The organism is Streptomyces sp. NPDC088707 (assembly GCF_044752725.1).
Taxonomy (GTDB): Bacteria; Actinomycetota; Actinomycetes; order Streptomycetales; family Streptomycetaceae; genus Streptomyces.
The window spans coordinates 45,021-65,705 of record NZ_JBIVLV010000002.1 but is presented as its reverse complement, the minus strand read 5'-3'; the positions used below and the strand labels follow the sequence as shown (position 1 = coordinate 65,705).

Below are 20,685 nucleotides of genomic sequence, written 5' to 3'. Positions count from 1 at the left end.
TCGGGACGGTGCGTCACCGTCGACGGAGGAAAGGTGGATCGATGTCGGAGTACATCGCGGAACACGTCCCGAACGGCCCCGGGGCCCGCACGAGGAACGGCGTTCTGCGCGGCGCTCTGAAGGACGGCGTGGCGTCCTTCCTCGGAGTCCCGTACGCGCAGGCCCCCGTCGGGGCGCTGCGGTTCCGCGCACCGGAGCCGGTGGAGGCCTGGGAGGGGGTACGGGAGGCCACCGCCTTCGGGCCGACGGCGCCCAAGCGCCCGTACGCCCCGCCGCTCGACGCCCTGCTCCCCGACCCCGAGGTGGCGGGCGACGACTGCCTCAACCTCAACGTCTGGGCGCCGTGGCCGGCTTCCCAGGAGGGCCCCGACGAGGGCGGGCGCCCCGTTATGGTCTGGATCCACGGCGGGTCGCTGAAACACGGCTCCTCGGCGGTCCCCGTCTACGACGGCACCGCGTTCGCCCGCGACGGCGTGGTCCTCGTCTCCCTCAACTACCGGCTCGGCATCGAGGGTTTCGGGGTCTTCCCCGACGCGCCGGCCAACCTCGGCCTGCGTGACCAGATCGCCGCACTGACCTGGGTACGGGAGAACATCGCGGCCTTCGGCGGAGACCCCGACCGGGTCACCGTCTTCGGCGAGTCCGCGGGGGCGGTCTCGATCGCCGCCCTGATGGCCTCCCCTCTCGCGAAGGGCCTGTTCCGGCGGGCCGTGATGCAGAGCGGGGCGCCGAGCGCCCGGTCGCTCGAAGCCGCGCGCAGGACCACCGAGGCGATGGCCGCCCGGCTCAAGGTGCCGGCGACGGCGGAGGCGTTCGCCGGGGTGGACCCGGAGCGGCTGCTCGCGGCGCAGACCGCGGTGACGGGCAAGGGCAATCCGGTGCTCAGCGGCCACGCCTTCCACGTCGCCGTGGACGGCGACGTCCTGCCGGACCACCCGGGGGACCTGCTCGTCGACGGCGCCTCGGCGGACGTGGAGCTGCTGATGGGCACGAACACGGACGAGTACCGGCTGTGGTTCGTGCCGGGCGGACACACCGAGAAGGTGGGATCCCTGGGGCAGCGGCTCCTGCTCCGGAAGGGGCGCATATCGCCGGATGTGGCGAAGGTGTACCGCGCGGGGCGGCCGCAGGAGAAGCCGGGCGAGGTCCTGGGCGCGCTCGCGATGGACAAGCTGCTGTGGATGCCGCTGAACATGTTCGCGGACGCCCGGCTGAACACCCGCGGGGCCGCCGCGACGTACATGTACGAGTTCGGCTGGCCCACCCCCGTCCTCGACCTCCGCGCCTGTCACGCGCTGGAACTCGGCTTCGTCTTCGACACGCTCGACGTGCCGGAGACCCGCGCCCTGACGGGCCCGGACGCGCCCCGCGACCTGGCGGCGGCGATGCACGCGGCCTGGGTGTCCTTCGCGTCGACGGGCGACCCGGGCTGGCGCCGGTGGGATCCGGCCCGCCCGGTGATGACCTTCGGGCCGGGCCTCCCGTCGCTGGTCGAGGCCCCGCGCGACGCCGAACGGCGTGCCTGGTACGTCTGAGGCCGATGGCGGGAATCAGGGCAGGTGATGGCCCGTTGTGGAGGCTGACGGGCCACACCGAAGAGAGGCAGCGAGCGCGATGAGCGTCGAGCACAGCACCGCGGGACCGACCGGCTACTCCGCGGAGGAGACCGTACGGCGGATCCTGACGTCCACCGGCGACACCTGGGCGGTGGTCGGCCTCTCCACGAACACGCGGCGGGCCGCGTACGGCGTGGCGGCCGTCCTCCAGCGTTTCGGGAAGCGGATCGTCCCGGTCCACCCGAAGGCGGAGACCGTCCACGGCGAGCAGGGGTACGCGTCCCTCGCCGACATCCCGTTCCCGGTCGACGTCGTCGATGTCTTCGTCAACAGCGAGCAGGCGGGCGGGATCGCCGACGAGGCGGTCGCGGTCGGCGCGAAGGCGATCTGGTTCCAGCTGGACGTCGTCGACGAGTCCGCCTTCGCCCGCACGCGCGCGGCGGGCCTGGACATGGTCATGGACCGCTGCCCCGCGATCGAGATCCCGCGCCTGAGCTGAGGCACTCGGGGCACTCGGGGGGTCGGGGGCTCAGGCGACGGGGACGCCGAGCCCCTCCAGGACGACGGCGCCCGGGAGCTGGGCGAAGGCCTTCCCGGGCAGGATGAGCTTGCCGCGCCTGCGGCCGCTGCCGATCAGGACCCACTCGGTGTCCACCACGGCGGCGTCCACCAGGAGGGGCCAGTCGGCCGGGAGGCCGATGGGGGTGATGCCGCCGTACTCCATGCCGGTCTCGCCCGTCGCGGTGTCCATGGGCGCGAACGAGGCCTTGCGGGCGCCGAGACGCTTCCGTACGACCCCGTTGACGTCGACGCGTGTCGCCGACTTCACGACGCACGCGGCCAGGGTGGTCGTCTCGCCGCGCCTGCCCGCGACGACGACGCAGTTCGCGGACTCGTCGAGCAGCGCGGGCCCGTAGTGCTCGACGAAGACCGCGGTGTCGGCGATGGCCGGGTCGGTGTCCACGTACAGCAGCCGATCGGCCGGTACGGGGCCGGTCCAGGCCCGGACGGCGGCGGCGACGGGGCCGGTCAGCAGGTCCAGGCAGTCCGGGGCGGGCCGGGCGTCGTCGAAGTCTCCGATGGGTGCGCGCATACGCCTCACGCTAACAACGAAGGCCCGGGGCCCGGACGCTCGTCTCAGCGTACGGGCGGGATGGAGACGGCCATCGTCATCTCGGCGGGCTCGTCCCCGTCGTTGCGGTACTCGTGCCCCGTGTTGGCCTCGAAGACGGCGGAGGTGCCGGCCGGCAGGCGGTGCTCCTCGCCGTCGACGACCAGGGTGAGGACGCCCGCGGTGACGTTGAGAAGTTCGGTCGTCCCGTCGGGGTGCGGGTCGGAGGCGCTGCCGTCGCCCGGCATGAGGGTCCAGGACCACAGCTCCAGGGGGCCGCGGGCCTCGGTGCCGACGAGCAGGGTGGTGTGGCTCCCGGTGGAGGTGGACCACATGCGGACGGCCTGGTCGGGCGGGACGATCCGGACCTGGGGGCCCTGCTCGTAGTCGAGCAGCGTCGTGATGGAGACGCCGAGCGCGTCGGCGAGCTTCACGGTGGTGCCGACGCTGGGGTTGGTCCGGGCCTGTTCGATCTGGATGATCATGCCGCGGCTGACGCCTGCCCGTGCGGCGAGGGCGTCCAGGGTGAGTCCCCGCTCCTTGCGCCAGCGCTTCAGGTTCCGGGCGAGCGACTGCGTGAGCTGATCGAGGTCCGACACATTCCGTCCAATATTCTGGATGACAGAGTTCAATACACTGAACTACGGTGGGGTGCACCCGATTGTTCACTGCACTGTACTGCCGTCCGTGACTGCGAGGACCCATGACCGCCCTGTTCGCCCTGGCCACCAGCCTTCTGTGGGGCCTCGCCGACTTCGGCGGCGGGCTCCTGACGCGCCGCATCCCCGCCCTCACGGTCGTCGTGGTCTCCCAGCTGCTCGCGGTCGTCGTCCTCGGCACCGTCGTCCTCGCGACCGGCGCGTGGACCGAGGCGGGACCGCAGCTCTGGTACGCGGTCGGGGCGGGCGTCGTCGGCCCCGCCGCCATGCTCGCCTTCTACAAGGCGCTCGCGCTCGGTCCGATGGGCGTGGTCTCGCCGCTCGGTTCGCTCGGTGTCGTCGTCCCCGTCTCGGTCGGCCTGCTCGTCGGCGACCGGCCGGGGCTCGTCCAGTTCGCCGGGATCGGCGTGGCGATCCTCGGCGTGGTCCTCGCCGGCGGACCTGAGCTCCGCGGCGCGCCCGTGCAGCGGCAGGCGGTCCTGCTCACCCTGGTCGCGGCCTTCGGCTTCGGCTCGGTGATGGCGCTGATCGCCGAGGCCTCCACGACGGTCACCGGACTCTTCCTGTCCCTCTTCGTCCAGCGCGTCACCAACGTCCTGGTGGGCGGCGGAGCGCTCTACGCCTCGGTGAAGCGCGGGGGCAGGGCCCTGCCCGAGGGCGGCCCGCAGGTGATCCGCGCGGCCCTCCCGGCCCTCGCGTTCGTCGGCCTCGCCGACGTCGCCGCGAACGGCACGTACGCGATCGCCGCCCAGCAGGGCCCGGTCACCGTCGCCGCCGTCCTCGCCAGCCTCTACCCGGTGGTCACGGCCCTCGCGGCCTACGGCGTACTGAAGGAACGTCTCCGCGCCATCCAGGCGGCGGGCGCGGGCCTCGCCCTGGTGGGCACGGTCCTGCTGGCCACGGGCTAGGCGGGCGGGCAGCCCGACGGGCCGGACGGGCAGACAGGCCGGACAGGCCGGACAGGCCGGACAGGCCAGGCGTGCCCGGGGGTGTCTCGCCGATCAGACAGGACACCTCCTACCGCGCCTGCTCGACCTCCCACGCCGCGAGCGCCGCGAGCTGTTCCGAGGTCACGTGGTCGGGGATCGGGACCGGGGCCGGGGTCCGCAGGGGGGGCTGCCAGCCCTTCTCCTCGTCCCAGCTGCGGACGACCTTCGCCGGGGCGCCCGCGACCACCGAGTGGTCGGGCACCTCGCCGCGTACCACCGCGCCCGCGGCGACGACCACGTTCCGGCCGAGGCGCGCGCCGGGCAGGATCACGGAGCCCGTGCCGAGCCAGCAGCCGGGGCCGATCACGACGGGCTCCGAGCGGGGCCACTGACGGCCGACCGGCTCGTCCGGGTCGTCGTAACTGTGGTTGGTCGAGGTGATGTAGACGTACGGCCCGCAGTACGTGTCCGAGCCGATGGTCACCTTCGCGTCGGCGATCACGTGGCTGCCCCGGCCGAGGACGACGCCGTCGCCGAGCGTCAGCACCGTCTCCGTCCCGAGGTCCAGGCCCGGCAGCATCCCGGCCGTCAGCGTGACCTGTTCGGCGACGATGCAGCACTCGCCGATCTCGATCCACCGCTCACCGAAGACCGTGCCCTGCGGGAACGCGAGCCGGGTGCCCGCGCCGAGCCGCCGGAAACGCAGCTTCCCGGGGTGCTCGGCCGTGACGGAACCGGTCTCCTGCACCCAGCGCCAGCCGCCCTGCACGGCACGGTTGAGCATCCGGCGCCGCCAGGCGGCGAGGGACGAGAACGTGTTTCTGTTCCTGGGCACCCGGACACCGTAGTCGGCGGCGTCGTACCTGATCACCGCAGTGCGCTGTGATGTCCGTCATGGGCGCGGCATAGGCTGCGCCCGGGGGCACCCCCGGGCGCGACATGACGGCTGACGATCAGGAGCGAACCATGACAGAGGCGTTGATCAAGGGTGTGGGCGGCAAGGAGCCGCAGATCGACCCGACCGCCTTCACCGCCCCGACCTCCGTGGTGCTCGGCGACGTGACGCTCGGCGCCCGCGCCAGCATCTGGTACCACGCGGTGCTGCGCGCGGACTGCGGCCCCATCGCGATCGGCGAGGACTCCAACATCCAGGACAACTGCACGGTCCACGTCGACCCCGGCTTCCCCGTCTCGATCGGTGACCGCGTGACCGTCGGCCACAACGCGACCGTGCACGGCTGCGTCATCGAGGACGACGTGCTCGTCGGCATGGGCGCGACCGTCCTCAACGGTGCGCGGATCGGGGCCGGTTCGCTGATCGCCGCGCAGGCGCTCGTCCCGCAGGGCATGGAGATCCCGCCGGGCTCGCTGGTCGCGGGCGTGCCCGCGAAGGTCCGCCGGCCGCTGACCGAGGAGGAGCAGGCGGGCATCCGGCTGAACGCCGAGATGTACCTGCACCTCGCCAAGGGCCACGCGGAGGCCTTCGGAGCGTGAGCCGCACGGCGTCCGGCGGTGAGGGCGTACGCCGTACGACGTCCGGTACTTGAGGAGGGCGGCACCCGTCGACGGGTGCCGCCCTCCTCAAGTACGTCCTGGTGCGTCCGGGCTCAGTCGGCGACCGCGACCGGTGCCGGCTCCGGGGCCTCGGCCTGCTCCGCCGCCGCCTTCTTGGCGCGGTTCTTGATGATCAGCATCGAGGCGACACCGATCAGCACCGCGAGGACGAGCCCCAGCCACGAGAAGCGCTTCAGCCAGGCCTCCGCGACGATGCCGACCGAGTAGATGACGGCCGTCGTGCCGCCGGCCCACAGGATGCCGCCGAAGACGTTGGCGATCAGGAACTTCCAGTACGGCATGTGCAGGACGCCCGCGAGCGGTCCGGCGAAGATGCGGAGCAGGGCGATGAAGCGGCCGAAGAAGACGGCCCACATGCCCCACTTCTGGAAGGAGCGCTCGGCGAGCCCGATGTTGGCCTCGCTGAAGTGCTTGGGGAACTTCTTCCCCAGCCAGGCGAGCAGCGGCCGTCCGCCCTTGCGCCCGATCGCGTAGCCGATCGAGTCGCCGATGATCGCGCCGGCGGTGGCGCAGGCGCCGAGGACGTACGGGTCGATGTCGCCGTGCTGCGAGGCGAGCAGCGCCGAGCTCACGAGCACGATCTCGCCGGGCAGCGGGATGCCCAGGCTCTCCAGCCCGATCACCACGCCGACGAGGACGTAGACCGCGACCGCGGGGATCGTCTCCAGCCACTCCTGGACGTGCAACGCGGCTTCCTCCCGTTTCGACTGCCCTGCCGCGCCCGGCCCCTGGTCGGGGGCCCTTGGCGCCGGCGTGCACCGCGGCGGGCACGCCGGGGCAGCCTACCCGGTCGGGGTGGACGGCCCGTGCCGTCGGCCGCCGGGAACGCGGCCGCCCCCGCACCCCGGGAGGGGGTACGGGGGCGGTCCACGGCGTCCCTTCTCAGGCGTGGGGGCGCAGGGTCCAGACGACGGTCATCTCGCCGGTCACGGCGCCGTCCTCGCGGGTGATCTCGATCTTCACCGGGAACTCCGGCCGCTGCCCGGCGTCGAGTTCGGCGACGACCTCGGCGGCCGGGCGGCCCAGGGTGGCGGTGGCCGTGACGACGCCCATCGCGAGCTTCTTGTAGCCGATCTCGGCCTTGACGGCGAGCGGTACGGCGCGGCTCAGCTGGTCACCGAACGCGGCGAGCACGATGGCGCCGCTGGCGGACTCGGCGAGTGTGAACATCGCTCCGGCGTGCGGGCCGCCGACGTGGTTGTGGTAGGCGGGCTGGTCCGGCAGGCGCACGACGGCGCGCTCGGCGGTGGTCTCCAGGAACTCCAGGTTCAGGGTTCCGGCCATGGGCACCGTGGCGGCGAGCATCTCGCCGACGGTCATCTGGTCTGCGCTCATGGCCGTGATGTTACCCACGAGTAGCAGCCTTGGCCATCCCCCCGCACGCGGGCTGCGCGGGGGCGGGCGTGGTCGATGCGCCTCCGCACCTCTATGGTTACTGGCCATGTGGCCAGGACAGCAGCCGCCCGGGGGCGAGCAGAACCCGCAGGACCAGAATCAGAACCCCTATCAGCAGTCGGGGTACCAGCAGCCGAACCCGTATCAGCAGCCGCCCACCCAGCCCGGGTATCCGCAGCCGCCGACACAGCCCGGCCATCCGCAGCAGCCGCCGACGCAGCCCGGCTACCCGCAGCAGCCGCCCGCACCGCCGGGCTACCCGCAGCAGGGGTACGGACAGCAGCCCGGTTACGGCCAGCCGAACCCGTACCAGCAGCCGACGGTTCCGCAGCAGTACGCGGTGCCGGGACCGGTGCAGCCCGGCGGGCCCGACGGCGGGAAGAAGAAGACGACGCTCGTCGCGATCGTCGCCGCGACCGCCGTGGTCGTCGCCGCCGGTGTCACCGGCTTCCTCGTCCTCGGCAAGGACGACGACAAGAAGACGACCGCCGACGACCAGAAGCCGAACCCGTCGGCCTCCGCGCCCGCGGACCCGTCCGCCGATCCGTCGACGATCCCCTCCACGGAGCCGAGCGACAGCCCGTCAGGGATCGACAACCCGCGTGACGGCGCCGCCCAGCAGCCGACGATCCCCGGCTGGAAGGTCGTCTACAACCCGAAGTACGGCACCCTCTTCGACGTACCGCCGGAATGGGAGGTGCTGAAGCCGGGCATGATCACCTTCTTCGAGGACGAGAAGAAGAACGACGGCAGCCCGCTCGTCACCATGTCGTCCCCTTCGCGCCTCAAGAGCGAGTGGTGCACGTACGACACCGACAAGAACGGCAGCATGGAGACCTGGGGCCTGAGCACCGCCGGCACCAAGGGCGGGCAGGGCGCCAAGAACACCGCGGACGCCTCGCGCAGCGAAGCCGGCACCTGGGTGTGGGGCGGCTACGCCCAGCACATGCCGCAGAGCACCATCAAGATCACCAAGCCGGTGCCGTACAAGACGAAGTCCGGCCTCACCGGCCATATGGCGATGGCGACGGCACCCGGCGTCAAGAAGCGCAACAAGTGCGAGACGGACGGCAAGTCGATCGCCTTCACCTTCAAGAACGCCAAGGGCGACTTCTCGACCTGGGTGCTCTACGGGGCCGACGGCGTCAAGGACGAGCTGCCGGACGCCACCATCAAGCAGATCCTGTCGACGGTCCGGCTCGCTCCGGCGTCCTGACCGGACGGGCTTCGAAGGTCCGGCCCCGGCATGTGGTCCGTCCACGCGCCGGGGCCGATCCGTCCGGAACTCCGTGCCGGACCCGGGCCGGGGCCGATCCGTCCGGAACTCCTTGCCGGCCCCGGACCGGCGCCTCCCGACCGCTGTCCGCACCCCAGGGCGCCCCGTCCGGATATCGGGTTGGCATACGGGCGGCCCGCCAGGGATAGTCCCGGGGTGAACAGTCCCGCCGCCGCCCCCCACCGCGCCCCTCTCGGCTCGCGCCGCCCCGAGTGGGCCGGGCGCAACTACGTCCTCCTCACGGCCGCCACCATCGTGACCAACCTCGGCACGCACGGCGCGCTGATCGCCACGACCTGGGCGGTTTTCGAGACCGGCGGCGACGCCGGCGACGTGGGACTCGTGGCGATGGCGCGCTTCCTGCCGCTCGTCCTCTTCCTGCTGATCGGCGGCGCGGTCGCCGACCGGGTGCCCCGGCACCGGGTGATGGTCGCCGCCAACCTCCTCAACTGCGTCTCGCAGGCCGTCTTCGCCGCCCTCGTGCTCGCCGGTACGCCGCAGATCTGGCAGATGATGGTGCTCACCGCGCTCTGCGGCACCGGCCAGGCCTTCTTCAACCCGGCCGCCGAGGGCATGCTGATGTCCAGCGTCACCGGGGAGCAGGCGAGCCGCGCCTTCGCCGTCTACCGGATGGCCATGCACGGCGCGTCCATCGGCGGCGCGGCGCTCGGCGGCGCCCTCGTCGCGTTCGTCGGACCCGGCTGGGTCCTCCTGATCGACGCCGTCGCCTTCGCGGTCGCAGGCGGCCTGCGCGCGTTCCTGGACGTGAGCGGCATCCCCGAGCGCGCTCCCGGCGGCGGTCTCTTCGCCGATCTGCGGGAGGGCTGGCACGAGTTCATCGGCCGGCCCTGGCTGTGGTCGATCGTCGCCCAGTTCTCCGTCGTGGTCGGGCTGATCGGCGCGGTCGAGTCGGTGTACGGGCCGCTGGTGGCCAAGGCCGAGCTGGGCGGCGCGCGCCCCTGGGGCATCGCGCTCGCCGCGTACGGGGTGGGAACGCTCGCGGGCGCCTTCCTGATGGCCCGCTGGAAACCGCGCCGGCTGCTGTTCGTCGGGACGCTCTGCGTCTTCCCGATCGCGCTGCCGTCGGCGGCGCTCGCCGTACCGCTCGACGCGGTGGGGCTCACGGCGGCGATGTTCGTCAGCGGTGTGGCCATCGAGGTCTTCGGGGTCTCGTGGATGACGACGATGCACCAGGAGATCCCGGAGGAGAAGCTGTCCCGGGTGTCGGCCTACGACTGGTTCGGCTCGACGGCCCTGCTGCCGCTGACGACGGCGCTCGCGGGCCCGGCGGAGAGCTCGTTCGGCCGGAGCACGGCGCTGTGGGGCGCGGCCGGACTGATGGTGCTGGTCACCGCGCTCGTCCTGCTGGTGCCGGACGTACGGAACCTGACCCGGCGTCCGCACACGAAGGAGCCGGTCGGCGCGAAGACGCCTGCCGCCGCCTCGGACTCCGTACCGGCCGCGACCGTGACTCCTCTCGCCGCCGCCCCCGCTTCGGCCGCCGTCTCGGTCGATGTCCCGGCCCGCCCCTCGGCGGGTGACTCGGCCCGTGCCTCGGCCGATGCCTCAGCCGATGCCGAAGGCTCCCTCTGGCGGAACGGGTGACGGGACGGCGCCTGCGTCGAGGACCGGCGCCGCGGCGCCGGTGAACCGGTCGAGCGCGTCCCCGTGCTCCACGCGCGCGGGGAAGGCGTCGGCCGCGGCCCGGCGGGCGAGGTGGGCGATGTCGATCTCCCGGCCGGAGGCCACCAGGACCGCGTTCCCGAAGCGGCGGCCGCGCAGCACGGACGGTTCGGCCACCAGCGCGAGCTCGGGGAAGACGGCCGCGAAGGTGGCGAGCTGGGAGCGGAGGAAGGCGAAGGGCGCCCCGTCGGCCAGGTTGGCCGCGTAGACGCCGCCGGGTCGCAGGACGCGCCGGACCTCGCGCGCGTACTCCACGGACGTGAGGTGGGCCGGCACCCGGGAGCCGCCGAAGACATCGCCGACGACGAGGTCTGCCGAGGCCGCGGGGGCCTCCTCCAGCCAGCGGCGGGCGTCCGCACCGTGCACCGTGATCCCGCAACCCTCGGGCAGCGGCAGGTGTTCGGCGACGAGCGCGAGCAGCCCCCGGTCGGCCTCGACCACGTCCTGGCGCGAGCCGGGCCGGCTGACGGTCACGTAGCGCGGCAGGGAGAGCGCCCCGCCGCCGAGGTGCAGGACGTCCAGCGGTTCGCCGTCGTCGGCGGCGCCGTCGACGACATGGGCGAGTCGGCGCGCGTACTCGAACTCCAGGTACGCCGGGTCGTCGAGGTCGACGTACGACTGGGGTGCGCCGTCGACCGTGAGGAGCCAGGCCCGCTCCCGGTCCACATCGGGCATGAGGCGCGCCGTGCCCTGGTCGACCTCGCGGATGACGGGAATCTGCTCGTTCACGCTCTCATTGTGCAGGGGGTTTCCGCGGGGACCGTCAGAGGTGCTTGAGGGCCTCGCGGACCGAGAGCGGTGAGAGCCGGGTGCTGTGCGCGGCGACGAAGGCCCGGACCTCGGCCGGGGCCGTCTTGCCGTACTCGCGCAGGCTCCAGCCGATGGCCTTGCGGAGGAAGAAGTCGGTGTCGGCGGCGCGACGCAGACAGTGGGCGAAGAGCCGGTCCGCGTCGGTGGCGTCCCTGAACCGCAGCTGGTGGAGGATCGCCGTCCGGGCCACCCACAGGTCCTCGTCCTCGATCCACTCGTCCATGCGGTCCCCGAGGGCGGGATCGGCCGCGACCAGACCGCCGACGACATGGGCGGCGAGGTGGTCGACGGTGTCCCACCAGGAGACGGTGGTGACGAGCCCGCGGGCGACCGGCAGGAATGCGGACGAGCAGCGCTTCACATGGCGGCGCAGATAGTCGACGGCGAAGTAGTGGTACTCGCGCTCGGGCAGCGCGAAACAGCGCAGGGCGACGGCGGCGCAGTCCTGTTCGTCCGGGCGGGGAGTGCCGTCGAGGACGGTACGGGAGAGGGCCCGGCGCTCGGGGGTGCGCAGCCCGAGGAAGGGGGCGACTCCCTTCATGTACGCGACCATCTCCTGCGCCCGGAAGGGGTTCCCGGCGGCCGGGTAGACGGTGGTGAGCCGCTCGAGAAGGGTGTCGGCGAGGGCGCTGTCGGGGATGCCGGCGGGGCCGCCGGCCGTCGGCGCGGTCTCGGTCATGGCGCCCTCCGTGTCGTGGGCTGTCCGCCCGGGGTCATGGGCCGCCCGCCCGAGGCCACGAGCTGTTCGCCAGGCGGGACATGACGCACATTACGGCGATCATACGGACGCGTCCGTTACTCTCCCCGAATGCTCGCTCCCGTGCCCCGGCCGCCGGGCTCCCTCGCCCTCCGCTGCTCCCGGGCCCTGCTCGCGCCCCGCGCACGGCTCTCGGTGCTCGCGCTGCTGCTGCTCACCGCGGCCGCTCTCGTCGTGCTGTACGAGCCGCAGCGGCTGCTCTCCTCGGGCTGGCCCCGGCAGACGGACGGCACGGACGCGGTGATGCTCTTCGGCCTGGCGTACGGCGTGTGCACGGCGGCGTTCGTCCCGCGTCCGGTGCTCAATCTGGCCGCGGGCGCGCTCTTCGGCTCGGCGTTCGGCCTGACGGCGGCGATCGCGGGGACGGTGCTCGGCGCCGGGATCTCCTTCACCCTCGGCCGCTTCCTGGGGCAGGAGGCGCTGCGGCCGATGCTGCGGGGCCGCTGGCTGACGGCGGCGGACGGGCAGCTCAGCCGGCACGGGTTCCGTTCGATGCTGGCGATCCGGCTGTTCCCGGGGGTGCCGTTCGCGGCGGCCAACTACTGCGCCGCCGTCTCCCGGATGGGGTACGTGCCGTTCCTGGTGGCGACGGCGCTCGGCTCGGTGCCCAACACGGCGGCGTACGTCGTGGCGGGGGCGCAGGCGGGGGAACCCGGCTCCCCCGCGTTCCTCGTCTCGGCGGGCTTCATCGCCCTGTCCGCCGTGGCGGCCGCCGTGGTCGCCTGGCGCAAGCGGCACCACCTGCGGGCCCCGGCTCCGGCCGTGGCACCGGAGCCGGAGCAGACGCCCGAGACGGTGGGCAGTCCCCGCTAGGAGAGGGGTGTCCGAGCGGCGGGGTCAGGCCACGGAAGGACAGTGCGGGGAGGTCAGTCCGGGAGGTCAGTACCAGGTGGTCAGTCCGGCAGGTCGGCCGGCCCCGGCCAGGACTGCCCGACCGCCCGAGGTCAGAGCGCCTCGACGATCATCGCGTTGGCCAGGCCGCCCGCCTCGCACATCGCCTGGAGTCCGTACCGGGCGCCCCGGGCCCGCAGGGCGTGCACGAGCGTGGTGGTGAGGCGGGTGCCGCTGGCGCCGAGGGGGTGCCCGAGGGCGATCGCACCGCCGCGGACGTTGACCTTGGCCGGGTCTGCGCCGGTCTCCTGCTGCCAGGCGAGGACGACGCTGGCGAAGGCCTCGTTGATCTCGAAGAGGTCGATGTCGGCGAGGGAGAGGCCGGAGCGCCGCAGCACCTTCTCCGTGGCGGGGATGACACCGGTGAGCATGAGCAGCGGGTCGGAGCCGGTGACGGCGAAGCTGTGCAGCCGGGCGAGGGGCCGCAGGCCGAGGCTCTCGGCGGTGTCGGCGGCCATGACGAGCACGGCGGACGCGCCGTCGTTGACGGGGCTGCTGTTGCCGGCGGTGACGGACCAGTCGATCTGCGGGAAGCGCTCGGCGAAGCCGGGGTCCTCGAAGGAGGGCCGGAGTCCGGCGAGGATCTCGGGGGTCGTCGCCGGGCGGACCGACTCGTCGCGGCGGACGTCCTCGTACGGGGCGACCTCGGCGTCGAAGAGTCCGGCCGCCCAGGCGCGGGCCGCCTTGGTGTGCGACGAGGTGGCGAAGGCGTCCATGGCCTCGCGGTCGATCGACCACTTCGCGGCGATGAGTTCGGCGCTGATGCCCTGCGGGACGAGGCCCTCGGGGTAGCGCTCGGCGACTCCGGGGCCGAAGGGGTCGGCGCCGGCCGGCACGTTGGACCACATGGGGACCCGGCTCATGGACTCGACGCCGCAGGCGACGGCGATGTCGTACGCCCCGGAGAGCACGCCCTGGGCGGCGAAGTGCACGGCCTGCTGGGAGGAGCCGCACTGCCGGTCGACGGTGGTGGCGGGCACGGACTCGGGGAATCCGGCACCCAGCCAGGCGTAGCGGGTGGTGTTCATGGCCTGCTCGCCGACCTGGTCGACGGTGCCGCCGATGACGTCGTCGACGAGGGCGGGGTCGATGCCGCTGCGCTCGATCAGGGCACGCAGGGTGTGAGAGAGGAGGGAGACGGGATGGACATGGGAGAGGGCGCCCCCCGTCTTGCCCTTCCCTATCGGCGTCCGGACGGCTTCGACGATGACGGCGTCGCGCATGACAGGCTCCTGAGTTGGAGAAGTGGACCAACACTCATCGGTAACATAGCCCAGCGAGTTCGCTTTTCAAACCCATGCGCGATGATGAGTTGGCTTTCCAAACGAACCGAGCCGTCACTGCCCTAGGCTTGTCCCATGAAGGCCGCACCCCGCCCCTGCTCGATCGCCGACACCCTGGCGCTCGTCGGCGAGAAGTACTCCCTGCTCGTGCTCCGCGAGGTCTCCCTCGGCGTGCGACGCTTCGACCGGATCGCCCGCAACACCGGCGCGCCCCGCGACATCCTCACCACCCGCCTCAAGCGGCTCGTCGAGGCCGGGATCCTGGAGAAGGTGCAGTACAGCGAGCGCCCCCCGCGCTTCGAGTACCGGGCGACGGCGGCCGGCGAAGAGCTCCAGCCGGTCCTGGTGACCCTGATGGCCTGGGGCGACCGCCACCTCAACGCCGACCACCGCCCGGTCGTCCTCGAGCACCGCTGCGGCGAGGTCCTCAGCCCCCGGATCGTCTGCGCCCACTGCGGGGACGAGGCCGACAGCGACAGCCTCACCGCCCACGTCAGGGCACCGGGCTGGACCGCCGCGGGGCCTACGGTCCCTCAGGAGGCCTGAGCACGGTCCCGTCATCTGGGGACGGTACGCTGCGCACGACCTTCTGACCGCACACGTACATAACGGGACGGCCCTAGCCCCATGAGTTGGTTCGAATCGTTCATCCTCGGACTCGTCCAGGGGCTGACGGAGTTCCTTCCCATCTCCTCCAGCGCGCATCTCCGTCTCACGGCGGCGTTCGCGGGCTGGGAAGACCCGGGTGCGGCCTTCACCGCCATCACCCAGATCGGTACGGAGACCGCGGTACTGATCTACTTCCGCAAGGACATCGCCCGGATCGTCTCGGCCTGGTTCCGCTCCCTCACCGACAAGGCGATGCGCTCCGACCACGACGCCCAGATGGGCTGGCTCGTGATCATCGGATCGATCCCGATCGGCGTCCTCGGCATCACGCTCAAGGACCAGATCGAGGGCCCCTTCCGCGACCTGCGGCTGATCGCCACCACCCTGATCGTCATGGGCATCGTCCTCGGCGTCGCGGACCGGCTCGCCGCCCGCGACGAGATCGGCGGCCGCCACCGGGCGATCCGCGAGCGCAAGACGCTCAAGGAACTCAGCGTGAAGGACGGCCTGATCTTCGGCCTCTGCCAGGCGATGGCCCTGATCCCGGGCGTCTCACGCTCGGGCGCGACGATCTCCGGCGGCCTGCTCATGGGCTACACCCGCGAGGCGGCCGCGCGCTACTCCTTCCTCCTCGCCATCCCGGCGGTGCTCGCCTCGGGCGCGTACGAACTGAAGGACGCGGGCGAGGGACACGTCTCCTGGGGCCCGACGATCTTCGCCACGATCATCGCCTTCGCGGTCGGGTACGCGGTGATCGCCTGGTTCATGCGGTTCATCACCACGAAGTCCTTCATGCCGTTCGTGATCTACCGGATCCTGCTCGGCATCCTGCTCTTCATCCTGGTCGGCACGGACGCGCTCAGCCCGCACGCGGGCGAGTCGGGCGGCTGACGAAGCCGGGGGCCGCCCGGGCCGCCCCCGGTCGGCGACGCCGCCGCACCGCATGCCGGGCCCTGCTCTCAGGGCCCGGCATTCTTCACTCGGCCCCGGATCCTCACTCAGCCCCGGTAGGGCACGCGGGCGATCTCCTTGATGCCGCCCAGGGTGCCCCACTCGTTCTTGCCGAGCCGGGTCAGCGGGCGCATCAGGGCCATCTCGGGGTGGTCGTCGAGGAGGACCGACTCGTCGATCGCCGCGTGGACGACCCGGCCGAAGACGACCGTCGAGTCGCCGATCCGCAGTGTGCTGTGCAGCTCGCACTCCAGCGCCACCGGCGACGCCGCCACCCGCGGCGGCTTCACGCGGAGGCTCGGCTCGCGCTCGACGCCGCAGGCGTCGAACTCGCTGACCCCGCGCGGGAAGTCCGTCGCCGTCGCGTTGATCTGCTCGAAGAGTCCCTCGGGAGCGAGATTGACGACGAACTCCCCCGTCTCCTCCACATTGCGCAGTGAGTCCTTGCGCCCCACCGAGGTGAACTGCACGACCGGCGGCGTGACCGAGGCGATGGTGAAGAAGGAGTGCGGGGCCAGGTTGTCCGTACCGTCCGCCGAGGACGTGGAGACCCAGGCGATCGGCCGGGGCACGACGGTGGCGGTGAGCAGCCGGTAGAAGGAGGTGCGGTCGCTCAGTTCGGGATCGATGTTCACACGCATCCGGCCAGTATGACCGCGTTCGGCGACTCCTCCCGCGCACGCCCCTTGGCCCCCGGCCCGGCCTGCCCGACACTGATCCGATGACGCAGCGCGTGGACCTCGCGACCGTGATGGACCGACTCGCCGTCGACGACCTGGTCACCGGGTACGCGGCGGCCGTCGACGACGCCGACTGGACCGCCTACCGGGCCCTGTTCTCACCGGACGGCAGGGCCGACTACCGCGGCTCGGGCGGCGTCGAGGGCCCGGCGACGGAGGTGGCCGACTGGCTCGCCGAGACGTTGACGCTCTTTCCCGTACGACAGCACCTCATCGTGAACCGCCGCGTCCTCTTCCGCGGGCCGACCGGGTACCCGGAGAACGGGGACACGGCGGAGATCCGCGCCGACTACGTCAACCCGATGCGCTTCACCTCCGGCGAGGACTTCGTCTGCGGGGGCCGCTACGCGTTCGGGGCGGTGCGGACCGCCGACGGCTGGCGGCTGACCTCCGTCGTCGTCGACGAACGGTGGCGCCGGCACAACTGACCGCCACCACCGGCCCCCGCTGCCGCCGCCCGGCGGCCTTCCGCTTCGGTCACCACGGCGGACCGCCCGAGCCGCGCCGAACCCGGTCACGCCCGACACTGAAGGCAAGGGCGGAGGCATGCCATGCGAAATCCGTTCGTACGACGGGGCCCGACCCCGGACCCGCTCCCTGTCCCGGTCCCGGAAGCGGCCCCCGGCCGGGAGCAGGGGCAGGCCTCGGGCGGCCGGACCCGTCGACGTGCCCTCGGTCGGTCCCTGCTCGCCGTCGGCTGCGGCGCGCTGCCCGCCCTCGCCTTCCCCGCCCCCGGCCTCTGGTGGTGGGCGTACCTGGCGCTCGTCCCCTGGCTTCTCCTGATCCGTACGGCTCCGGGAGCGCGCCGGGCCGCCCTGGACGGCTGGCTGGGCGGGATCGGCTTCGTGTTCGCCGTCCATCACTGGCTGCTGCCCAGCCTGCACGTCTTCCTCCTCCCGCTCTCCGCGCTGCTCGGCCTGCTGTGGCTGCCCTGGGCCTGGCTCGTACGGTCCCTGCTCGGTGGCGCGCCGTCGGCGCTGCGGGCTTCCACCGCCCTGGTCGCGGTGCCCTCGGGCTGGCTGCTGATCGAGCTGGTGCGCTCCTGGGAGGGTCTTGGAGGTCCCTGGGGGCTGCTCGGGGCGAGCCAGTGGCAGGTGCCGGCGGCGCTCCGGCTGGCCTCGGTCGGCGGGGTGTGGCTGGTGACAGCCCTCGTGGTGGCGGTGAACACGGCCGTGGCCCTGCTGCTGGCCGGGCCGGGGCTGCGCACCGTCGGGGTCGCCGGGCTCGCGGGCTGCGCGCTCGTGGCGGGTACGGCCGCCTGGGGCGTGGGGGCGCCGCGGGTGACCGGGACGGTGCGGGTGGCCCTCGTACAGCCGGGGGTGTTCGACGGTGCGGACGGGGCGCAGCGGCGGTTCGACCGTGCCGAGGAGCTGACCCGCTCGCTCGCCGGGCAGCGCCTCGATCTGGTGGTCTGGGGCGAGAGCGGTGTCGGCGCCGATCCGGCCGGCCGGGCCGATCTGGCCGCCCGGCTGACCGCCCTCTCGCGGGAGGTCGACGCGCCGCTTCTGGTCAACGTGGACGCGCGGCGGGCCGACCGCCCGGGCATCTTCAAGAGTGCCGTCCTGGTCGGCCCGGCGGGGCTCACGGGTGAGCGCTACGACAAGATGCGGCTCGTGCCGTTCGGCGAGTACGTGCCCGCGCGCGGGGTCCTGGGCTGGGTGACGTCGTTCGGCAAGGCCGCCGAGGAGGACCGTCGGCGGGGCACCGCACCGGTCGTGATGCGGCTGCCCGCGACGGGCGACGGCAGCGCCGACGGTACGGGCGACGGCAGCGGGAACACCGGTGCCGGGGCCCGGGAACCGCTGATCGGCCCGCTCATCTGCTTCGAGTCCGCCTTCCCGGACATGAGCCGGAACCTCGTGCGCGACGGGGCCGGGCTCCTCGTCGTCCAGTCGTCGACCAGCACGTTCCAGGAGAGCTGGGCGCCCGCCCAGCACGCGTCCCTGGCGGCACTGCGGGCCGCGGAGACGGGACGGCCCGTCGCGCACGCGACGCTCACCGGGGTCAGTGCGGCGTACGGCCCCGACGGACGACGGATCGGGCCCGTGCTCGGTACGGACGAGAGCGCCGTCGCCGTCCGCGAGCTGCCGCTCTCGGACTCGACGACGGGCTACGTCCGCTGGGGCGACTGGCCGTTGTACGGGGCGCTCGCCGTGGTGGGCGCGGTGTGCGCCGCCGAGGGCGCGGGCGCGTTCAGGAGGCCTGGATCAGCGCCTCGCGCACGACGCGGCGCTCGCCGTGGTGGGCGCGGTGTGCGCCGCCGAGGGCGCGGGCGCGTTCAGGAGGCCTGGATCAGCGCCTCGCGCACGACGCGCTCGCACAGCTCGTGGGTCCGCAGGGCGTCCCTGGCACTGAGCACCCGCCCGTCGCGTACGGCGTCGAGGAAGGCCAGTACGGCCTGCTCGATGCCGCGCTGACGGGGCACCGGCACCCAGTCGCCGCGCCGCCGGAGGGTCGGCTGGCCCTTGTGGTCGACGACGTCGGAGAGATTGACGACCTGGCGCTTGGTGTCCTGTCCGAGCCGTTCATCCGGTTCATCATGCCGATGGCGGTGAACCCGTCGCCGGAGAGCTGGAGCACGACGTGGTGCATGAGCCCCTCGCGGATCCGGGCGCGCACGTCGACGTGCTCGATCTCGCCGGGGAGGAGGAACCGCAGCGTGTCGACGACGTGGATGAAGTCGTCGAGCACGAAGGTGCGGGGGTCCTCGGGCAGGCCGACGCGGTTCTTCTGAAGGAGGATCAGCTCGCGCGGGTGCTCGGCGCACTGGGCGTACGAGGGGGCGAGGCGCCGGTTGAAGCCGACGGCGAGCCCGACCGAGCGCTTCTCGGCCAGTTCCACGATCCGCTCGGACTCGGCGTACTCGTAGGCGAGGGGCTTGTCGACGTACGTGGGGACGCCCGCGTCCAGGAGTCGGCCGGCGATCTCGGCGTGCGCGGCGGTCGGCGCGTGGACGAAGGCCGCGTCGAGTCCCGCGGCGAGCAGCGAGTCGAGGTCGCCGTGGCGCTGCGCGGCGGGCAGGTGGAGGGTGTCGGCGACCCGGTCGAGCGTCGCGCGGGTGCGGGTCTGGAGGTGGAGTTCGACCCCGGGGAGGGTGGCGAGGACCGGAAGGTAGGCCTTCTGCGCGATGTCGCCGAGTCCGATGCAGCCAACCTTCACGGGTTCTCCCTTGTCGTGTCCACAGGCCCTGTACGGGTGGGCCGTTCGCGCTGGTCAGCTTACGCGGACCGGGCCGGGGCCACCGGCGGCCGCCAGTCGGCGATGCCGTCGAAGCCGCGCAGGACGAGCCCCGGGCCGATGCGCGAGACGGCGCTGACGAGCGTGGCGCGCAGCGCGACGGCGGGGCGGGCCGCGAGCAGGGTGACGGCTCCGGTGCGGGCGGCCTTGCGGACGATGGCGGTGGTACGGGGGAGGCGGTCGGCGGTGTACGCGGCGAGGGCGCGGCTCGGGACGAAGCCGGGGGCGGGGCCGGTGCGGTGGGGACCGGGCGCGGAGCCGATGCGGTCGGCGTCGGCGGCGGGGCCGATGTGGTGGGCGAGGACGATGGCGTCCTCGATGGCCTGGTTCCCGCCCTGGCCGAGGCTCGGCATCATCGCGTGCGCGGCGTCGCCGAGGAGCGCGACCCGGCCCCGGTGGAAGGCCGGCAGCGGGTCGGGCAGGTGGTGGACGTCATGGCGGAGTACCAGCGCGGGGTCCGTGGCGGCGAGGATCTCGGGGACGGGGTGGTGCCAGTCGCCGAACAGGCGCAGGAGTTCGGCCTTCTCGTCGTCGGGCGCCCTGGCGCCGGCCGGGGCGGCGGCCATCGCGTACGCGTAGATCCTGCCGTCCTTGAGGGGCTGCGTCCCCCACAGGCGTCCGGCGCCCCAGGTCTCGTGCGGGGCGAACGGCCGCTCGGGGGCGGGGACGACGACCCGCCAGGTGGTGCAGCCGGCGTACCGCGGGCCGGGGTGTCCGGGGAAGAGGGTGTGCCGCGTCGCGGACCGGATGCCGTCGGCGGCGACGACGAGTGCGGCCTCGATCTCTCCGTCGGGGGTGGCGATGCGGGCGGGGCGGCGGTCGTCGCCGGGGTCGACGAGCGTGGCGGCCGCTCCGGTGCGGACGGCCTCGTCGGGGAGGGCCGAGGTGAGGATGTCGACGAGGGTGGCCCGGTGGAGGAGGACGAGCGGCCCGCCGAAGCGCGCGGCGGCGGCCTTGGCGTCGGTACGCGCGAGCCAGCGGCCGTCGGGGGCGCGCATGCCGCCGTCGCCCTGCCAGGCGGCGAGGTCGCGGACGCGGTCGCCGAGACCGATGACGTCCAGGGCGCGCTGGGCGTTGGGGGCGAGGCCGATGCCGGCTCCGACGGGGGCGAGGTCGGCGGCCCGCTCCAGAACGGTGACCTGCCAACCGTTGCGGTGGAGGGCGACGGCGGCGGTGAGTCCGCCGATGCCGGCTCCGACGACGACGGCGCGGTGCTGTTCCAT

21 protein-coding genes and 1 pseudogene are annotated in these 20,685 nt (G+C 73.1%); 11 read left to right on the top strand and 11 right to left on the bottom strand.

Annotated features, from left to right (window positions below):
• Positions 1 to 41 precede the first annotated feature (41 nt).
• A complete protein-coding gene (locus ACIP84_RS07735; RefSeq protein ID WP_401795863.1) occupies positions 42 to 1,535 on the top strand; it encodes a carboxylesterase/lipase family protein in 1,494 nt (497 codons plus the stop codon).
• Between the two features lie 79 nt (positions 1,536 to 1,614).
• Complete coding sequence (locus ACIP84_RS07730; protein WP_401795860.1) at positions 1,615 to 2,055, top strand: CoA-binding protein; 441 nt, start codon at positions 1,615 to 1,617, stop codon at positions 2,053 to 2,055.
• 30 nt (positions 2,056 to 2,085) lie between these two features.
• Here ACIP84_RS07730 and ACIP84_RS07725 read toward each other — a convergent pair whose 3' ends face one another.
• The gene (locus ACIP84_RS07725) at positions 2,086 to 2,649 is read right to left on the bottom strand and encodes a YbaK/EbsC family protein (RefSeq protein ID WP_355958282.1); all 564 of its coding nucleotides are present in this window, start codon (positions 2,647 to 2,649) and stop codon (positions 2,086 to 2,088) included.
• Positions 2,650 to 2,693: 44 nt separating this feature from the next.
• The gene (locus tag ACIP84_RS07720; protein ID WP_401795857.1) at positions 2,694 to 3,266 is read right to left on the bottom strand and encodes a helix-turn-helix domain-containing protein; all 573 of its coding nucleotides are present in this window, start codon (positions 3,264 to 3,266) and stop codon (positions 2,694 to 2,696) included.
• Positions 3,267 to 3,370: 104 nt separating this feature from the next.
• Here ACIP84_RS07720 and ACIP84_RS07715 point away from each other — a divergent pair, with 104 nt between their 5' ends.
• On the top strand, positions 3,371 to 4,234 hold the full coding sequence (locus tag ACIP84_RS07715) for an EamA family transporter (protein ID WP_401795854.1): 864 nt from the start codon (positions 3,371 to 3,373) through the stop codon (positions 4,232 to 4,234).
• Positions 4,235 to 4,343: 109 nt separating this feature from the next.
• Here ACIP84_RS07715 and ACIP84_RS07710 read toward each other — a convergent pair whose 3' ends face one another.
• Complete coding sequence (locus tag ACIP84_RS07710) at positions 4,344 to 5,090, bottom strand: acyltransferase (protein WP_383583789.1); 747 nt, start codon at positions 5,088 to 5,090, stop codon at positions 4,344 to 4,346.
• A 131-nt stretch (positions 5,091 to 5,221) separates the two neighbouring features.
• Between ACIP84_RS07710 and ACIP84_RS07705 the strand changes: the two genes are divergently transcribed.
• Positions 5,222 to 5,749, top strand: a complete 528-nt coding sequence (locus ACIP84_RS07705; RefSeq protein WP_355958277.1) for a gamma carbonic anhydrase family protein — start codon at positions 5,222 to 5,224, stop codon at positions 5,747 to 5,749.
• A 113-nt stretch (positions 5,750 to 5,862) separates the two neighbouring features.
• On the opposite strand, the gene ACIP84_RS07700 is transcribed toward ACIP84_RS07705, so the two are convergent.
• Entirely contained in the window at positions 5,863 to 6,516 is a 654-nt protein-coding gene (locus tag ACIP84_RS07700) for a DedA family protein (RefSeq protein WP_355958275.1), read from the bottom strand.
• Positions 6,517 to 6,712: 196 nt separating this feature from the next.
• Entirely contained in the window at positions 6,713 to 7,165 is a 453-nt protein-coding gene (locus tag ACIP84_RS07695; protein ID WP_355958273.1) for a DUF4442 domain-containing protein, read from the bottom strand.
• Between the two features lie 106 nt (positions 7,166 to 7,271).
• Here ACIP84_RS07695 and ACIP84_RS07690 point away from each other — a divergent pair, with 106 nt between their 5' ends.
• Together ACIP84_RS07690 and ACIP84_RS07685 are read left to right on the top strand one after the other, a co-directional pair.
• Positions 7,272 to 8,441, top strand: coding sequence for a hypothetical protein (locus ACIP84_RS07690; RefSeq protein WP_401795848.1), 1,170 nt, complete (start codon positions 7,272 to 7,274; stop codon positions 8,439 to 8,441).
• A 216-nt stretch (positions 8,442 to 8,657) separates the two neighbouring features.
• Positions 8,658 to 10,106, top strand: a complete 1,449-nt coding sequence (locus ACIP84_RS07685) for an MFS transporter (RefSeq protein WP_401795845.1) — start codon at positions 8,658 to 8,660, stop codon at positions 10,104 to 10,106.
• Here ACIP84_RS07685 and ACIP84_RS07680 read toward each other — a convergent pair.
• Positions 10,068 to 10,913: a spermidine synthase gene (locus ACIP84_RS07680; RefSeq protein WP_401795842.1), complete on the bottom strand. Its 846-nt coding sequence runs from the start codon at positions 10,911 to 10,913 to the stop codon at positions 10,068 to 10,070. The two genes, ACIP84_RS07685 and ACIP84_RS07680, sit on opposite strands and share 39 nt — an antisense overlap.
• A gap of 34 nt (positions 10,914 to 10,947) precedes the next feature.
• The gene (locus tag ACIP84_RS07675; protein ID WP_401795840.1) at positions 10,948 to 11,673 is read right to left on the bottom strand and encodes a DNA alkylation repair protein; all 726 of its coding nucleotides are present in this window, start codon (positions 11,671 to 11,673) and stop codon (positions 10,948 to 10,950) included.
• Between the two features lie 129 nt (positions 11,674 to 11,802).
• Between ACIP84_RS07675 and ACIP84_RS07670 the strand changes: the two genes are divergently transcribed.
• Positions 11,803 to 12,564, top strand: a complete 762-nt coding sequence (locus ACIP84_RS07670; protein ID WP_355958266.1) for a TVP38/TMEM64 family protein — start codon at positions 11,803 to 11,805, stop codon at positions 12,562 to 12,564.
• A gap of 131 nt (positions 12,565 to 12,695) precedes the next feature.
• On the opposite strand, the gene ACIP84_RS07665 is transcribed toward ACIP84_RS07670, so the two are convergent.
• Entirely contained in the window at positions 12,696 to 13,865 is a 1,170-nt protein-coding gene (locus ACIP84_RS07665) for a thiolase family protein (protein ID WP_401795837.1), read from the bottom strand.
• 135 nt (positions 13,866 to 14,000) lie between these two features.
• Between ACIP84_RS07665 and ACIP84_RS07660 the strand changes: the two genes are divergently transcribed.
• Together ACIP84_RS07660 and ACIP84_RS07655 are read left to right on the top strand one after the other, a co-directional pair.
• A complete protein-coding gene (locus ACIP84_RS07660; protein WP_401795834.1) occupies positions 14,001 to 14,471 on the top strand; it encodes a winged helix-turn-helix transcriptional regulator in 471 nt (156 codons plus the stop codon).
• A gap of 81 nt (positions 14,472 to 14,552) precedes the next feature.
• Positions 14,553 to 15,425: an undecaprenyl-diphosphate phosphatase gene (locus ACIP84_RS07655; protein ID WP_401795831.1), complete on the top strand. Its 873-nt coding sequence runs from the start codon at positions 14,553 to 14,555 to the stop codon at positions 15,423 to 15,425.
• Between the two features lie 107 nt (positions 15,426 to 15,532).
• Here the strand turns inward: ACIP84_RS07655 and ACIP84_RS07650 are convergent, their stop codons facing one another.
• Positions 15,533 to 16,126, bottom strand: coding sequence for a flavin reductase family protein (locus ACIP84_RS07650; RefSeq protein WP_401795828.1), 594 nt, complete (start codon positions 16,124 to 16,126; stop codon positions 15,533 to 15,535).
• An 80-nt stretch (positions 16,127 to 16,206) separates the two neighbouring features.
• Between ACIP84_RS07650 and ACIP84_RS07645 the strand changes: the two genes are divergently transcribed.
• Together ACIP84_RS07645 and lnt are read left to right on the top strand one after the other, a co-directional pair.
• Positions 16,207 to 16,653, top strand: a complete 447-nt coding sequence (locus tag ACIP84_RS07645) for a nuclear transport factor 2 family protein (protein WP_355958260.1) — start codon at positions 16,207 to 16,209, stop codon at positions 16,651 to 16,653.
• Positions 16,654 to 16,776: 123 nt separating this feature from the next.
• Positions 16,777 to 18,642 carry an apolipoprotein N-acyltransferase gene (gene lnt / locus ACIP84_RS07640; protein ID WP_401795825.1) on the top strand — a complete coding sequence of 622 codons (1,866 nt, stop codon included), beginning with the start codon at positions 16,777 to 16,779 and terminating at the stop codon, positions 18,640 to 18,642.
• Between the two features lie 439 nt (positions 18,643 to 19,081).
• Here lnt and ACIP84_RS07635 read toward each other — a convergent pair.
• Both ACIP84_RS07635 and ACIP84_RS07630 read right to left on the bottom strand, forming a co-directional pair.
• Positions 19,082 to 19,384: pseudogene (locus tag ACIP84_RS07635) on the bottom strand (Gfo/Idh/MocA family oxidoreductase); the annotation flags it as partial.
• A gap of 59 nt (positions 19,385 to 19,443) precedes the next feature.
• Positions 19,444 to 20,685, bottom strand: a complete 1,242-nt coding sequence (locus ACIP84_RS07630; protein WP_401795822.1) for an FAD-dependent monooxygenase — start codon at positions 20,683 to 20,685, stop codon at positions 19,444 to 19,446.